This is a genomic window from Pantoea sp. GABEPS69, assembly GCF_045780835.1.
GTDB lineage: Bacteria > Pseudomonadota > Gammaproteobacteria > Enterobacterales > Enterobacteriaceae > Pantoea > Pantoea septica.
In genome coordinates, this window is the sequence record NZ_CP118618.1 from 1,101,936 (window position 1) to 1,117,034 (window position 15,099).

Annotated in this window: 13 protein-coding genes, 6 tRNA genes and 1 other RNA gene; 6 read left to right on the forward strand and 14 right to left on the reverse strand. The window is 59.0% G+C overall.

The features are described 5' to 3' along the window. The first annotated feature begins 55 nt into the window (after positions 1–55). The gene (gene ligA, locus PVE98_RS05200; protein ID WP_096073585.1) at positions 56–2,074 is read left to right on the forward strand and encodes an NAD-dependent DNA ligase LigA; all 2,019 of its coding nucleotides are present in this window, start codon (positions 56–58) and stop codon (positions 2,072–2,074) included. A gap of 1 nt (position 2,075) precedes the next feature. After that, positions 2,076–2,294 carry a DUF3820 family protein gene (locus PVE98_RS05205; RefSeq protein WP_033753686.1) on the forward strand — a complete coding sequence of 73 codons (219 nt, stop codon included), beginning with the start codon at positions 2,076–2,078 and terminating at the stop codon, positions 2,292–2,294. Between the two features lie 27 nt (positions 2,295–2,321). On the opposite strand, the gene PVE98_RS05210 is transcribed toward PVE98_RS05205, so the two are convergent. Next, positions 2,322–3,332 carry a bile acid:sodium symporter family protein gene (locus tag PVE98_RS05210; RefSeq protein ID WP_096073584.1) on the reverse strand — a complete coding sequence of 337 codons (1,011 nt, stop codon included), beginning with the start codon at positions 3,330–3,332 and terminating at the stop codon, positions 2,322–2,324. A 95-nt stretch (positions 3,333–3,427) separates the two neighbouring features. Between PVE98_RS05210 and PVE98_RS05215 the strand changes: the two genes are divergently transcribed. Beyond that, on the forward strand, positions 3,428–4,348 hold the full coding sequence (locus tag PVE98_RS05215) for a LysR family transcriptional regulator (protein WP_096073583.1): 921 nt from the start codon (positions 3,428–3,430) through the stop codon (positions 4,346–4,348). Here PVE98_RS05215 and PVE98_RS05220 read toward each other — a convergent pair. The 6 genes from PVE98_RS05220 to PVE98_RS05245 all read right to left on the reverse strand — a co-directional run bounded on the left by PVE98_RS05220 (position 4,345) and on the right by PVE98_RS05245 (position 5,564). Beyond that, positions 4,345–4,689 carry a FlxA-like family protein gene (locus PVE98_RS05220; RefSeq protein ID WP_096073582.1) on the reverse strand — a complete coding sequence of 115 codons (345 nt, stop codon included), beginning with the start codon at positions 4,687–4,689 and terminating at the stop codon, positions 4,345–4,347. The genes PVE98_RS05215 and PVE98_RS05220 overlap by 4 nt on opposite strands. Before the next feature lie 310 nt (positions 4,690–4,999). Next, positions 5,000–5,134: non-coding RNA, RtT sRNA (locus tag PVE98_RS05225), on the reverse strand. A gap of 43 nt (positions 5,135–5,177) precedes the next feature. After that, a tRNA-Lys gene (locus PVE98_RS05230) sits at positions 5,178–5,253 on the reverse strand. 4 nt (positions 5,254–5,257) lie between these two features. Beyond that, positions 5,258–5,333, reverse strand: a tRNA-Val gene (locus tag PVE98_RS05235). 41 nt (positions 5,334–5,374) lie between these two features. Then, a tRNA-Val gene (locus PVE98_RS05240) sits at positions 5,375–5,450 on the reverse strand. Between the two features lie 38 nt (positions 5,451–5,488). Next, positions 5,489–5,564: transfer RNA gene (locus tag PVE98_RS05245), tRNA-Val, on the reverse strand. A gap of 271 nt (positions 5,565–5,835) precedes the next feature. Here PVE98_RS05245 and gltX point away from each other — a divergent pair. Beyond that, complete coding sequence (gltX, locus tag PVE98_RS05250; RefSeq protein ID WP_096073581.1) at positions 5,836–7,251, forward strand: glutamate--tRNA ligase; 1,416 nt, start codon at positions 5,836–5,838, stop codon at positions 7,249–7,251. A 37-nt stretch (positions 7,252–7,288) separates the two neighbouring features. On the opposite strand, the gene PVE98_RS05255 is transcribed toward gltX, so the two are convergent. Beyond that, entirely contained in the window at positions 7,289–7,642 is a 354-nt protein-coding gene (locus PVE98_RS05255) for a YfeC-like transcriptional regulator (RefSeq protein ID WP_033753672.1), read from the reverse strand. Between the two features lie 109 nt (positions 7,643–7,751). Continuing rightward, positions 7,752–8,540 carry a formate/nitrite transporter family protein gene (locus PVE98_RS05260; RefSeq protein ID WP_033753670.1) on the reverse strand — a complete coding sequence of 263 codons (789 nt, stop codon included), beginning with the start codon at positions 8,538–8,540 and terminating at the stop codon, positions 7,752–7,754. A 354-nt stretch (positions 8,541–8,894) separates the two neighbouring features. On the opposite strand from PVE98_RS05260, the gene PVE98_RS05265 reads away from it, so the two are divergent. Next, positions 8,895–8,970, forward strand: a tRNA-Ala gene (locus PVE98_RS05265). Positions 8,971–9,015: 45 nt separating this feature from the next. Continuing rightward, positions 9,016–9,091 (forward strand) — tRNA-Ala (locus PVE98_RS05270). A 105-nt stretch (positions 9,092–9,196) separates the two neighbouring features. Here PVE98_RS05270 and PVE98_RS05275 read toward each other — a convergent pair. The 5 genes from PVE98_RS05275 to PVE98_RS05295 all read right to left on the reverse strand — a co-directional run bounded on the left by PVE98_RS05275 (position 9,197) and on the right by PVE98_RS05295 (position 14,833). Further along, on the reverse strand, positions 9,197–10,810 hold the full coding sequence (locus tag PVE98_RS05275) for a rhodanese homology domain-containing protein (protein WP_096073580.1): 1,614 nt from the start codon (positions 10,808–10,810) through the stop codon (positions 9,197–9,199). Next, positions 10,803–11,393 (reverse strand): cysteine dioxygenase, encoded by a 591-nt coding sequence (locus PVE98_RS05280; protein WP_096073579.1) that lies wholly within the window; start codon positions 11,391–11,393, stop codon positions 10,803–10,805. Before PVE98_RS05280 ends, PVE98_RS05275 begins: the two co-directional genes overlap by 8 nt. Further along, positions 11,390–12,370: an ABC transporter substrate-binding protein gene (locus tag PVE98_RS05285; RefSeq protein WP_096073578.1), complete on the reverse strand. Its 981-nt coding sequence runs from the start codon at positions 12,368–12,370 to the stop codon at positions 11,390–11,392. Before PVE98_RS05285 ends, PVE98_RS05280 begins: the two co-directional genes overlap by 4 nt. Beyond that, positions 12,370–13,455: an LLM class flavin-dependent oxidoreductase gene (locus tag PVE98_RS05290; protein WP_096073577.1), complete on the reverse strand. Its 1,086-nt coding sequence runs from the start codon at positions 13,453–13,455 to the stop codon at positions 12,370–12,372. The genes PVE98_RS05285 and PVE98_RS05290 overlap by 1 nt, the downstream gene beginning before the upstream one ends. A gap of 187 nt (positions 13,456–13,642) precedes the next feature. Continuing rightward, the gene (locus tag PVE98_RS05295) at positions 13,643–14,833 is read right to left on the reverse strand and encodes a NupC/NupG family nucleoside CNT transporter (protein WP_033753659.1); all 1,191 of its coding nucleotides are present in this window, start codon (positions 14,831–14,833) and stop codon (positions 13,643–13,645) included. Positions 14,834–15,099 lie beyond the last annotated feature (266 nt).

Here is a 15,099-nt window from a genome sequence, read left to right on the forward strand (position 1 = left end):
AGTTCTGATTCACCAAACCCCCGCCTGTCGGGGGTTTTTTATCTGATGGGGCAATATGAAATCCGTTCAGGACCAAATCACCGAACTGCGCACCACGCTGCGCCATCACGAGTACCTCTACCATGTCATGGACGCGCCCGAGATACCGGACGCCGAATATGACCGCCTGATGCGCGAACTGCGCGCGCTGGAAGAGCAGCATCCCGAGCTCATCACGCCCGACTCGCCGACCCAGCGCGTTGGCGCCGCACCGCTAACGGTATTTGAGCAGGTGCGCCATGAGGTGCCGATGCTGTCGCTGGACAATACTTTCGACGAAGCCGGCTTTCTCGCCTTCAACAAGCGCGTACAGGATCGCCTGAAAAACAGCGACGATATCGCCTACTGCTGCGAGCTGAAGCTGGATGGCCTGGCGGTGAGCCTGCTTTACGAGAACGGCCTGCTGACGCGCGCCGCCACGCGCGGCGACGGCACCACGGGCGAGAACATCACCGCTAACGTCCGCACCATCGGCGCGATCCCGCTGCGCCTGAAGGGCGACGATTTTCCCGCTCGGCTGGAAGTGCGCGGCGAAGTTTTTATGACGCAGCGCGGCTTCGAAAAGTTGAATGCCGAAGGGCGCCGCACCGACGGCAAAATCTTCGCTAACCCGCGCAACGCCGCCGCGGGATCGCTGCGCCAGCTCGATCCGCGCATCACCGCGAAGCGTCCGCTCACCTTTTTCTGTTACGGCTTTGGGCTGCTGGAAGGCGGCGAGCTGCCGGGCAGTCACTATGCGCGGCTGCAGCAGTTTAAAGCCTGGGGCCTGCCGGTCAGCGATCGCGTTCAGCTGGTGCACAGCGCGGAAGAGGCGCTGGCGTTCTACCGTCAGGTTGAGGAGACGCGTCCTGAGCTGGGATTCGATATCGACGGCGTGGTGATCAAAGTCGATTCGCAGGAACTGCAGGAGCGCCTCGGGTTTGTGGCGCGCGCGCCGCGCTGGGCGGTGGCCTTTAAGTTTCCAGCGCAGGAGCAGATGACGTTCGTGCGCGACGTTGAATTTCAGGTGGGCCGCACCGGCGCGGTAACGCCAGTGGCGCGGCTTGAGCCGGTGCTGGTAGCGGGCGCGATGGTCAGTAACGCCACGCTGCACAATGCGGATGAAATCGATCGTCTCGGCCTGCGCATCGGCGACAGAGTGGTGATCCGCCGCGCTGGCGACGTGATCCCGCAGGTCGTCAACGTGGTGCTCTCCGAACGACCGGCAGATACGCGCGAAATCGTATTCCCTACCCATTGTCCGGTGTGCGGCTCCGACGTCGAACGCGTCGAAGGAGAAGTGGTCACGCGCTGTACTGGCGGGCTAATCTGCGGCGCGCAGCGCAAAGAGGCGCTGAAGCATTTCGTTTCGCGTCGCGCCATGGACGTCGATGGGCTGGGCGATAAAATTATCGACCAGCTGGTAGAGACCGAATATGTCAAAACGCCTGCGGATCTCTTCAGGCTGACGCCGGAGAAGCTGCTCGGTCTGGATCGCATGGGCCCGAAGTCGGCGCAAAACGTGGTCAACGCGCTGGAGAAGGCGAAATCGACCACGCTGGCGCGTTTCCTTTACGCGCTTGGCATTCGCGAAGTCGGCGAGGCGACCGCCGCCAACCTGGCGAACCACTTTGGCGAGCTGCAAAAGGTGATGGACGCCGATCTGGAAGCGCTGATTGCAGTGCAGGACGTCGGCACCGTCGTCGCTACCCACGTGCGCAACTTTATGGATGAAGAGAGCAACCGCGAGATCATTCGCCAGCTGGTGGATGAGATCGGCGTGCACTGGCCGAAAATAGAGGTGGTTAAGGCGGAAGAGATCGACAGCCCGTTTGCCGGCAAAACCGTGGTGCTGACCGGCTCATTAACCCAGCTCACGCGCGACGAGGCGAAAGATCGCCTGACCGCGCTCGGCGCGAAGGTCAGCGGCAGCGTCTCGAAGAAAACCGATCTGGTTATTGCGGGCGAAGCGGCGGGTTCCAAGCTGGTTAAAGCGCAGGAGCTGGGTATTGAGGTGATCGACGAAGCTGAAATGATCCGGCTGCTGGACGCCTGATATGGACAAGGCGCACCTGGTAGAGATCGCCAATACGGCGATGCCGTTCGGCAAGTATAAGGGCTGCCTGCTTATCGATCTGCCGGAGCCCTATCTGCTCTGGTTTGCGCGCAAAGCGGAGTTCCCGTCGGGCCATCTCGGCGAGCTGATGCAAATGACGCTCGCCATCAAGATCGAAGGCCTGGAAGGTCTGGTCAAACCGCTTAAGCGCAATGCGTAAAAAAGCCCGCTTCGGCGGGCTTTTTTATTACTTCTGAGATTCGACGACGGTCGGCTTTATCTGCTGCGCCAGCTTCTTCTCGTGACTGACTTTATAACGCTGGGCGATCCAGGAGCAGACCATAAGCTGCACCTGGTGGAAGATCATCAGCGGCAGCACGATAATGCCCACCGCGCTGGCCGGGAAGAGAATATTCGCCATCGGCACGCCGTTCGCCAGGCTCTTTTTCGAGCCGCAAAACAGTACTACGATTTCATCGGCGCGATTAAAGCCGAACAGACGCGAGGCGAGGAGATTGATCGCCAGTACCAGCGCCAGCAGCAGGATGCAGCCCGCCAGGATCCACAGCAGGGTATCGATGCCGACGCGATGCCAGATGCCGTTGACCACTGCTTCGCTAAAGGCGGAGTAAACCACCAGCAGAATGGAGGTCTGGTCGGTTTTGCCGATCAGGCTGCGATGTTTTTCTACCCAGCCGGCAATCCAGCGGCGCGACAGGTGGCCGAGAACGAAGGGCACCAGCAGCTGCAGCATGATTTTGCCAACCTGCTCAAGGCCGTTAGACGGTGCGTTACTGTGCACGTCCATCACCAGATTCACCAGCAGCGGCGAGATAAAGACGCCCAGCAGGCTTGAGGCCGAAGCGCTGCAGACCGCCGCCGCGACGTTGCCGCCCGCCATTGAGGTAAAAGCAATAGCGGACTGCACCGTGGCGGGCAGAATGCAGAGATAGATAAAGCCGGTATAGATCTCTGCGCTGACGTTAACCGGATGCCACCAGACAATCAGCAGGCCGATAATCGGGAAGAGCACGAAGGTGCTGAACATAATCCACAGATGCAGCCGCCAGTGGCTGCTGCCCGCAATGATTTTTTCACGCGACAGCTTGGCGCCGTGCATAAAAAAGAGCAGGGCGATGGCGGCTGTGGTCAGATAATCGAAGATATCGACGAAGATGCCCTTAGCGGGCAGGAAAGTAGCCAACAGCACCGTAATGATCAGTTTGATCATCATCGGATCGAGTCGCAGGAATCTCATTGTTAAAATCCGGTTAAAAGTTACATGTAGTGATTGTGCGGGATACAGGTTTAGAAATAAAATTGATTTATTGCATTAATCTATGAGCCGTTTCGATGAATTATACTTTGCGTCAGCTGCGCACCTTCGTCGCCGTCGCCCATCACGGCGGTTTTAGCCAGGCCGGTCAGGCGATCGGCCTCAGCCAGTCGGCCGTCAGCCACAGCATCAAAGAGCTGGAGGCGGTTATCGGCGTGCGGCTGCTCGATCGCACCACGCGCGAGGTGATGCTGACGGAAGCGGGGCAGCAGCTGGCGTCGCGTATGGCGAGCCTGCTGGAAGAGATGAACACGACGCTGCTGGATATTCGCAGCTACGGCGAACAGCGAAGCGGAACGGTGCGTATCGCCGCCAGCCAGACCGTCTCTGCGCATCTGATGCCGCAGTGCCTCGCCGCCAGCCAGCAAAGTTATCCCGACATTAACGTTATTCTGCACGACCGGATGCAGCAGGTGGTTTTACAGAGCGTGCGCAATGCCGAAGTGGACTTCGGCATCGTGATCGGCCCGCTTAACGACAGCGACCTCGACTGTCAGCCGATTCTGGAAGAGCCCTTTTTACTGCTGTGCCGCAGCGACGATCCGCTCGCTGCGGTGGATAAGGCGCAGTGGCGCATGCTGGCGGGACGCGACGTGGTGTTGCAGGATTACGCCTCTGGCAGTCGGGTGTTGATTGACGCGGCGCTGCGTCAGCAGCAGGTGGAAATTAACGTGGTGCAGGATATCGGTCATCCGGCGACGCTGTTCCCCATGGTCGATGCAGGCATCGGTATCAGTATCTTGCCGGCACTGGCGCTGCCGCTGCCGGCGGGCAGGGCGCTGACGGTGCGTCGACTCTATCCTGAAATTAACCGCAGCCTGATGCTGGTCAAGCGCAAAAACCGTTCGCTGACGCCGGCGGCGCAGGCAATCTGGCAGGAAGCGCGTCAGCAGGCGACGCTGCTGACGCAACAACGCACGATCAATCCGGCGTTTTAGATATAGACATTAAGCTGGTTGGCTTCCGTTGGACGATTCACGCCGTCGCCGGCCTTCGCGCCGCTAACCTGATTCGCCGGTTCGCTATTCTGCTGCGCCTGCTCTGTTTGCTTCTGCTCTAGCTGGGCGATCTGCGCTTCGAGCATGGCGATCTGCGACTGATACATCTGCTCCATTTCCGACTTCTGCTCGTCGGTCAGCTCCTGATTATCCGACAGCTCTTTAACCTGCTTCGTGATGTTCTGGATCTGCTTATTCAGTGCGGAAATCTGTGACGAGACGCTGACGTTGCTGCCGGCGCCGCTGCCTGTAGTGCCAGATAAAGCGGATATTGATGACATCGGTTTTCTCCTTGCAAATAGACATAATCGTTATCGGTTGAGGAGAAAAAGGCTTGAGGCAAGAAAGCGTTAAGGTTTGGAAAAGATAGAGAAAGCCTACCCTGATTTTTTCTGAAACGCAGCACGATGCTACACAAGGCGCGCGGGATGGGCCGTGAAGTAAAGCGTCCGCCGCAGGGAAGCGGCGGCCGAGGCCACACGGACGTGTTCACGCCGACTTTACGTAACGGCCCATCCCGTGCGCCTGAAAGGCACTAACTCGCGGCGCGCAGAAACGAAAAAAGCGCCCATAAGGCGCTTTTCTCTGAATTGGTGGGTCGTGCAGGATGCGCCTCGGCCCGTCCGGGGCCTCGCCCTGCGGGTGATGCGATGCATCAGCCTGAATCGCTCCCGGCGATTCAGTCGAACCTGCGCAGGTTCTCATCCTGCACGCTTACCCGCGGCGCGCAGAAACGAAAAAAGCGCCCATAAGGCGCTTTTCTCTGAATTGGTGGGTCGTGCAGGATTCGAACCTGCGACCAATTGATTAAAAGTCAACTGCTCTACCAACTGAGCTAACGACCCGAAGTGGTGGGTGATGACGGGCTCGAACCGCCGACCCCCTCCTTGTAAGGGAGATGCTCTACCAACTGAGCTAATCACCCACTTCGGTACTGCTTAACAAGAGCGTCATCTGACTGAGATATGGTGGGTGATGACGGGCTCGAACCGCCGACCCCCTCCTTGTAAGGGAGATGCTCTACCAACTGAGCTAATCACCCATATCTTATCTCTTGTTCACTGCGGGCCACCTTTAGAGTGGTGGGTGATGACGGGCTCGAACCGCCGACCCCCTCCTTGTAAGGGAGATGCTCTACCAACTGAGCTAATCACCCCCGCTGTGTGGAGTCGCATTATAGGGATCCTTCGAAGTGAGTCAACGCTTTTTAAAACTAAAATGCGCGTTCGCTTCAAAATTAGACATCACGCGCTGCTTTTAGCCAATATGCTGGTTTTATTAGCAGAAACCCGCGGCTTAACGTCTTTGCGCAGGCGCGCGGTCATTGAGGATTCAACGCCAGGTGCTAGAATGTGCGCACGGTTTTTCGCGTCTAACCCGTTTTTTGTCATCCAGACATAAAACCTGCGCATCTAAGGCACTGCTGAATGAAAATCAAAACTCGCTTCGCGCCCAGCCCGACCGGCTACCTGCATGTCGGCGGCGCACGTACCGCGCTCTACTCCTGGCTTTTCGCTCGCCACCACCAAGGCGAATTCGTCCTGCGCATTGAAGACACCGATCTCGAGCGCTCAACGCCGGAAGCCATCGAAGCCATTATGGACGGAATGAACTGGCTGAACCTGGACTGGGATGAAGGCCCGTACTATCAGACCAAACGCTTCGACCGCTACAACGCCGTTATCGACGAGATGCTGGAGGCGGGCACCGCCTATAAATGCTACTGCTCAAAAGAGCGGCTGGAACAGCTGCGTGAAACCCAGATGGCGAACGGCGAAAAGCCGCGCTACGACGGCCGCTGCCGCGACAGCCATGATCATCACGCGGCGGATGAGCCTTGCGTGGTGCGCTTTCGCAACCCGCAGGAAGGATCGGTCATCTTTGACGACCAGATCCGTGGCCCGATCGAGTTCAGCAACCAGGAGCTGGATGACCTGATTATCCGTCGTACCGACGGTTCGCCGACCTATAACTTCTGCGTCGTCGTCGATGACTGGGATATGGGCATCACCCATGTGATTCGCGGCGAAGACCATATCAACAACACGCCGCGCCAGATCAACATCCTTCAAGCGATCGGCGCGCAGGTGCCGGTCTACGCTCACGTCTCGATGATTCTGGGCGACGACGGCAAAAAACTCTCCAAGCGTCACGGTGCGGTAGGCGTGATGCAGTACCGCGACGACGGTTATCTGCCGGAAGCGCTGCTCAACTACCTGGTGCGTCTGGGCTGGTCCCACGGCGATCAGGAGATCTTCTCTATCCCGGAGATGAAAGAGCTATTTACGCTCGACGCGGTGAGCAAATCCGCCAGCGCGTTCAACACCGAAAAGCTGCAGTGGCTCAACCACCACTACATCAACAGCCTGCCGCCAGAATATGTGGCGACCCATCTGCAGTGGCACATTGAACAGCAGAACATCGACACCCGCACCGGCCCGGAACTGGCGAAGCTGGTGACCCTGCTGGGCGAACGCTGCAAGACGCTGAAAGAAATGGCGGCTTCCTGCCACTACTTCTATGAAGAGTTCGACGCGTTCGATGCCGACGCAGCGAAAAAACATCTGCGTCCGGTGGCGCGCCAGCCGCTGGAAGTGGTGCGCGACAAACTGGCCGCCATTACCGACTGGACGGCGGAAAACGTTCACCATGCGATTCAGAGCACGGCGGATGAGCTGGAAGTAGGGATGGGCAAGGTCGGCATGCCGCTGCGCGTCGCCGTGACCGGCGCCGGTCAGTCGCCAGGCCTGGACGTCACCGTCGAAGCCATCGGACAGCGCCGTAGCGTGGCGCGGATCGAAAAAGCGCTGGCCTTTATCGCTGAACGCGAAACGCAGGCCTGACAAACAAAAACCGGAAGCGCAATGCTTCCGGTTTTTTTTATTCTTCGCTAATACCCAGCCGCTGCAGCACGCCTTTAATCCCTTCGCGTAAAATCATCGCGGCAAGAAGATCCTGCTCATTCTGTGTCATTTGCTGTACAGAACTTAATAGTAACGCAGGTAAAGAATTTTGTTGCGCAGTGTAGGAAGCGTTCGGCTCGTTCAGGTTACGCATGGACTGGATAAAGCTTTTCACGCGCTCGTCGATATGAATTAATCGCGCCTTACCGCCCTGTACGCCGGGCTTCGGCGTGGTGGTCCAGTTTTCGCGCTTGATCCATTTATTCACCGTTTGCCGACTGTAACCTGTTTCGTTCGCAAGCTCTTCGGGGGTTAACCATTCCTTTTTCACGATGCTGTCCCTGTTTAATACATTAGTTCTACATATTACAGCAAATCGTAACGCGTGAAAGTAAGAGGAAGGGAAATTGCCTTTTGCCTTGTGACAAAAGGCAAAAAAATTACTGCGCAGTGCCTACCGCTTCAGCGGAAGGACGGAAGGCGAGGAAGTAGGCGAGGCCGACAAATACCGCGCCGCCGACGCCGTTGCCCAGGAACACGGCCACGAAGTTCGGCAGATACTCCGCCCAGCTTAGCTGGCCGGCGAAAATAGCCGCAGGCACGATAAACATGTTGGCGACGACGTGCTGGAAGCCGATGGCAACGAAGGCCATAACCGGGAACCACATGCCGAAGATTTTCCCTACCACATCTTTACTGGCGAACGCCAGCCACACCGCCAGGCAAACCAGCCAGTTGCAGCCGATGCCGGAGATAAAGGCGTGCAGGAAGTCGGCGTGCACTTTCGCGCTGGCGATGGCGACGGTCTTCTTCAGGTAGTCGCCTTCAGTCATACCGAGCATATGGCCGAAGAACCAGGCGATGGCCAGGCTGCCGATAAAGTTGGCGATAGTGACCCAGAACCAGTTGCGCAGCACGGCGAAACCGCTGATGCGACGCGCAAACCAGGCGACCGGCATAGTCATCATATTGCCGGTCAGCAGTTCGCCGCCCGCCAGTACGGTCAGGATCAAACCCACCGGGAAGACGGCAGCGCCCAGCAGGCCGCCGAACGAGCCCCAGTCCGCCGGCAGCGAGTTAATCACATGCAGGTCAAGCAGAAAGCCGGTGGCGATAAAGGCGCCAGCCATAAAACCAAGAATTAATAACGTTGGAATAGAGGCGCGGCTTTTAGTGACGCCAGCCTGAATCGCCAGTTGAGCGATCTCTTTAGGTGAATGCAGCGACATAGTATCTCTAATATTATTGATAGTTGTGACAGGGATGGTGTTGTAATAAGGCGTGGGCAGCGATGACCACTTAATTAGCGGGCTAAGTTTTACACGGCTTTTAACGGAAAACAAGAAAAATCCTAAAGGCTGTTTAACCGTAATTTAACCTGACGCGACGGGCAAAGAGGGGGCGAGACGCCCTATTGTTTAACCTCTTCTTTCGCACTCAATAAAAGCGGCTGAAAACAGCGCGATGCGGGATTTGCCGCCTTTTTCAGCGATCAAACGCAGTTTTTGATTTTGCCGTTGACACCCTGAGGGCGGTTTCATATTATGCCGTCCGTCGAGAACATCCGACGGTTTTTTCGGTTCGGGGCTATAGCTCAGCTGGGAGAGCGCCTGCATGGCATGCAGGAGGTCAGCGGTTCGATCCCGCTTAGCTCCACCAAATCGCATCCCAACGATTTGGCACTGAAAAAACGATTCCAGATGTGGGGGTATAGCTCAGCTGGGAGAGCGCTTGCATGGCATGCAAGAGGTCAGCGGTTCGATCCCGCTTATCTCCACCATTTTCTTAGTCCTGATCTCTCAGGCAGCTTCTTAAATCATCCGCAAATCTTACGCAAGCATGACTGCGCGCAAAAAAAGAGCGACATCGCTGCCGCCCTGTTTACTTACGCCGTTACGCTTTGCTTCTCCGGCTGCAGCACGCGAAAGCCATGCGTGCCGTCGCGGTCCAGCTGCGCCACCAGACCATACTCCCAGTCAAGATAGGCCTGCATCGCCGCTGGTTCGATATCGGTGCCTTCATAGGGGCGGCGATAGCGATCGATGGCGGGGGAGAGCAGCGTCTCTTCGTTAGCGTCGGTCGGTAGCCCGGCGCTGCGCCAGGCGGCATTGCCGCCTTCCAGCACAAAGACCGGCTTACCGGTCAGCGTCGCCACCTGTTGCACGGCATAACCCGCCAGCAGGCTGCTGCCGCAGGTCAGGACATAGCGTTCGGCTGGCGGCAGCGCAGCCTTGCCCTGTTGTTGCAGCGTCGAGCGCAGTAGCCAGGCGGCGCCGGGGATATGACTTTTAACGTGGTTGGCGCGCGTGGTGAAATCCAGCACCTGAGTATCGCCCTGCTTTAACCAGTTGTTCAGCTCCTTTGGAGAGATTGTCTCGGCTACAGGTGCTGCCGGCACCTGCGCCGTCCAGCCGTCAGTGGCGCTGAAGTCCTGTGGTTGCAGCCCCTCCAGCACGGCGACTTCCCAGCCCATCTGCGCCAGCCAGGAGGCCGTTATGCTGGCGCGTACCCCGTCGTTGTCAGCCAGCACGATACGCGCGCCGCGCACGCTGGCGTAGTGATCGGTCTCCTGCACCAGCTGTCCGCCCGGCACGTGACGACTACCCGGCAGATGCCCGGCGGCGTACTCGTCGGCGTCGCGCACGTCGAACAGATAGGTCGTGCGCGCCTCCTGCCGCCAGCGCGCCAGCGTCGTCGCGTCGATGCGCGCCACCCCGGCGCGATCCGCCACCTGACGCGCCTGCGCCGCCGCATGACGCTGCGCGGTTTCGCTGACGGCGCCGTAGCGGCGGCTCTGCTGCTGCTCAAGCGCCAGACCGGCCAGCGTCCAGCCGATGGTGCCGTTGCGCAGCGCGTAGACCGGATTGCGGATGCCCGCGTTCACCAGCGACTGGGTGCCGATAATGCTGCGCGTGCGGCCTGCGCAGTTGACGATCACCGTGGTAGCGGGAGAGGGCGCGATATCGCGCACGCGCAGCACCAGTTCGCCGCCCGGTACGCTGATGCTGCCGGGAATCGACATGGTGTGGTATTCATCAAAGCGGCGGGCGTCGAGCACCACCACGTCGGCTTTGTCGCGCAGCAGCGCATCGACCTCTTCGGCCGCCAGCGACGGCGTATGATTGTGGTGTTCCACCAGCTCGCCAAACGCCTTGCTCGGCGAATTCACATCGATAAACAGCTCGCCGCCCGCCGCCTTCCAGCCGGCCAGATCATCTTTCAGCAGCGTGATATTGGTGTAGCCCCAGGCCGCCGCGCGCTCCGCCGCCGTCTGCGCCAGCCCTTCGCCGTTGTCGTAAAGCGTAATCGCCGTATCGCGGCGAGGAAGGCGATCCAGCCACTCCAGCTCCAGCTTTGAGAGCGGAATGTTTACCGCGAACAGCGGATGCCCTTGCGCATAGAGCGCCTCGTCGCGTACGTCTACCAGCGCCACTTCCTGCTGCTGGCGCAGCGCCTGCTGAATCTCTGCGGCGTCGCGCAGAGGAAAAGTTTTAGCCATGTGAAAGATCCCAGATGTTAGGCAAGTAGCGATTGCTGTAGCCGGAGATAAAAGGTTTTTCGCTGCCGTCTTCGCGATAAACCGCCCGTTTGACCGCGCCGATATTGGCGCCGTAGACGTGAATGCTGACAGAGACGCGATCGTCGAAGGCGTTGCTGACGCGATGGATATCGCCGACGCGCGGCGAGACCGCGTCAATTTCGCCAGGTTCCAGACGAACCGGCGTGCCGTCCGCCGCCAGCGCGCCGTTTTCCGCTTTGAAGCCCTGCGACACTTCCGCGCCGCGCAGCATGCCGATCAATCCCCAGACGCGATGATCGTGCACCGGCGTCTGCTGGCCTGGCCCCCAGACAAAGCTCACTACCGAAAAGCGCTGCTGCGCGTCGGCATGGAGCAGATACTGCTGATAGTGCTGCGGATGCGGCTGGGCGAACGCCTCGTCCAGCCAGTCGTCGTGCAGCAGCAGCGGGCGCAGCAGCTCGCTGCCGCGCGCCAGAATAGTCGCCTCGTCCGGCTGCCGATCGAGCAGCGCGGCGAACTGCGCCACAAAGTCACGCAGCCGCTGGTGGTTAAGGTCGCTCACGATTTGTTCTCCTGGTAGTGCCGCGCCACCTGATTGGCGCCGCTCGCCAGGCTGAAATCGAAGGCGTCGCTGACGTTGACCGCCTTCGGCAGCACCTGATAGCGATGGAAAAAGTCGGCGGATTTCTGCAGCGTCGCGATAAGCGAGGGATCGAACACCAGCGGGCGAATGCGCGCGTCGTCGATCCAGCTGCTGGTGATGGTGGTCGGCATATTCAGCGTCTTGCTCAGCGCCTGGGCGAACGGCTGCGGATGCTGCGCCGCCCAGACCTGCGCCTTCGCCAGTCGCGTCAGCAGATCGGCGATAGCTTTACGCTTCTCCGGATTGGCCAGCGCCTCTTTGCGCGCCAGCGCATAGGAGTAGCCCGACATAATGCCGTTGCCGCCGCCCTGCGGCACGCGCACCGTGCCGTCGATTTGGGTCGAGGTGGCGATATAGGGCTCCCACGGCGCCCAGGCGGAAACCGCGCCGGAGGTCAGCGCCGCGCGACCATCCACCGGGCCGAGGAAGCGCAGCGTCACCTCATCGGGTTTCAGGCCGGCGCGTTCCAGCAGGCCCAGGATCAGATAGTGTCCCCAGCCGCCGCGGTTGACGGCGATCTGCTTGCCTTTCAGATCCTTCAGGCTCTGGATCCCGGCGTCGGGACGCGTCAGCAGCGCGATGCTGTCGGGGTTGTTCTGCCAGGCGCCGACCGCTTTAACCGGCGCCCCTGCGGCATAGACGAACAGAAAGGGCAGGTCGCCGGTAAAGCCGACGTCCAGCGCCCCCGCATTCAGCGCCTCCTGCACCGGCGCGCCGGAGTCGAAGGCGGTGAGCTTCAGATCGTAAGGCAGATTATCGAGCTCGCCGGAGGCTTTCAGCGAGGCGAAGCGATCCCCTTTGACATCGCCGAGCCGCAGCGTCACTTTTTCAGCGGCGAAAGCGGAGTTGAGGCTCAGCGCCAGCGCGACGCCGGCGAACAGGGCGGCGAGACGCATCAGGCGCTCCTCTTAACGCGCGTCAGCGCGGCGACTTTTTCGCGCGTCAGCGGCAGCAGCTCGCGGCCGTACTCAACTGCGTCGTTTAGCGGATCGAAGCCGCGGATCAGCACGCTGTCGATGCCCAGGTTGTAGTAATCCAGCAGTGCGTCGGAGACCTGATCCGCCGTGCCCACCAGCGCGGTGGAGTTGTAGCCGCCGCTCACCAGCTTCGTGACGCCGGTCCACAACACTTTATCGTGGCGGTCGCCTGCGTTAGCCGCCGCCAGTAGGCGCTGCGCGCCGACGCTCTGCGGTTTTGGCAGGCCGAAGGTGTAGCCCGATTCGGCCAGCTGTTTCTGCGCCATTTGATAAATGTGTTCCGCGCGCTCCCAGGCCTCTTTCTCGGTCTTGCCGATAATCGGACGGAAAGAGATATTGAATTTGATGTCGCGGCCTCTTTTCGCGGCGGCGGCGCGCACGGTTTGCACGGTTTCCGCCGCGCCCTGCAGCGGCTCGCCCCACAGCGCGAAGACGTCGGCGTGACGCGCGGCGACCTCGATCGCCTCTGGCGAAGAGCCGCCGAAGTAGACCGGCAGCTTGCTCTGCAGCGGCTTGATGGCGGAAAAAGCCTGTTCAGCCTGGTAAAACTCGCCCTGGTGATCCCAGGCTTCCGCCGAGGTCAGGCTCTTGTTCAGCACGTGAAGAAATTCGTCGGTGCGCGCGTAGCGTTCCGCCTTGTTGAGGAAGTCGCCGTCGCGGCGCTGTTCGCTGTCGCTGCCGCCGCTAATGATATGCACTGCCAGTCGTCCGTCGGTCAGGTGATCGAGCGACGCCAGCTTGCGCGCCGCCAGCGTCGGCGAGACGAAGCCGGGACGGTGCGCCAGTAAAAATTTAATGCGCGAGGTGTTGGCAGCGGCGTGCGCCGTCACTAAAAAACCGTCTGGTTGATCGGACCAGTAGCCCACCAGAATCCGATCGAATCCCGCCTCTTCGTGGGCGCGAGCGAAATCGGCAATGTAGTTTTTATCGAATAACGGCCCGCTGGCCGGAATGATTTCAGAGGCCAGACGATGGCCGATCATGCCCAGAAATTGAATGCTCATGCGCTTCTCCCGATGTTGAGTAATGAAAAAACTACGGGGCGACGGGCAGGAGATGAAATTCGATATTGTGCAAAGGATTTGCGGGAATCGGGGAAGGGCGGCGCCGCGCGGCTGAGACGGCGCGGCAGGCGTTATATCAAGCAGGAATAATTAAGAATAAGGGCGAGAACCCGTCTCGCCCTTCTTATCAGAATGCCAGCACCAGTCCGGCGATAGCGGCGGAGAGCACGCTGACCAGCGTGGAACCGTAGAGCAGCTTCAGGCCGAAGCGCGACACCACGTTGCCTTGCTCTTCGTTCAGACCCTTAATGGCGCCGGCGACGATGCCGATAGACGAGAAGTTGGCGAACGAGACCAGGAACACCGACAGGATGCCTTCAGAGTGCGGCGAAATCTGGCCCGCCAGCTTCTGCAGATCCATCATCGCGACGAACTCGTTGGAAACCAGCTTGGTGGCCATAATGCTGCCGACCTGCAGCGCTTCATGAGCCGGCACGCCCATCACCCAGGCGAACGGATAGAAGACGTAGCCCAGCACGCCCTGGAAGCTGATGCCGAAGATAACATCGAACAGCGCGTTCAGGCCGGAAATCAGCGCGATAAAGCCGATCAGCATCGCCGCGACGATAATCGCCACGCGGAAGCCGGCGAGGATATATTCGCCCAGCATCTCAAAGAAGCTCTGGCCTTTATGGATATCCTGCAGCTGCAGATCCTCTTCGCTGTCGACGCGGTAAGGGTTGATCAGCGACAGCACGATAAAGGTGCTGAACATGTTAAGCACCAGCGCGGCGACCACATACTTCGGCTGCAGCATGGTCATATAGGCGCCGACGATCGACATGGAAACGGTCGACATCGCGGTCGCGGCCATAGTGTACATGCGGCGCTGCGACATTTTGCCGAGGATATCCTTATAGGCGATAAAGTTTTCTGACTGTCCCAGAATCAGAGAGCTGACGGCGTTAAAGGATTCCAGCTTGCCCATGCCGTTGATTTTAGACAGCACGGTGCCGATGCCGCGGATCACCCAAGGCAGAATGCGGAAGTGCTGCAGAATGCCGATCAGCGCGGAGATAAAGACGATCGGGCAGAGCACGTTCAGGAAGAAGAAGGCGAGGCCTTTGTCATTCATGTTGCCGAACACGAAGTTGGTGCCTTCGCCCGCATACTTGAGCAGATGATCGAACAGGCCGGCGAAGCCCTTCACGAATCCGAGACCCGCCTCGGAATTGAGGAAGAACCACGCCAGCAGCACTTCAATGACCAGAAGCTGGACAATGTAGCGAATACGAATACTTTTACGGTCGTGGCTGACGAGTAACGCCAGCACGCCTACCACCACCAGTGCTAAAAGGAAGTGCAAAATATGGGACATGCTTGCTCCAGATTTGAGGAGGGTTGTAATTTGCTGCGTATTCTATGTAACGCGTTACTTAAAAACGAGATCAAATCCACATTATAAGGATTCGCTATCACCCCTTTTCTCAGAAAACTCTCACCAGTCACAGCCTGTTCACAAATTGTTCACGCCTAATATCCACAAATTTATTGTCTATAATATGTCCGAAGCGTAGAGTGAGATGCATTGCACATTTTTTAGCAAGTCTCGCTTTACCGTAAGGTATAGCAATGGCTATACTT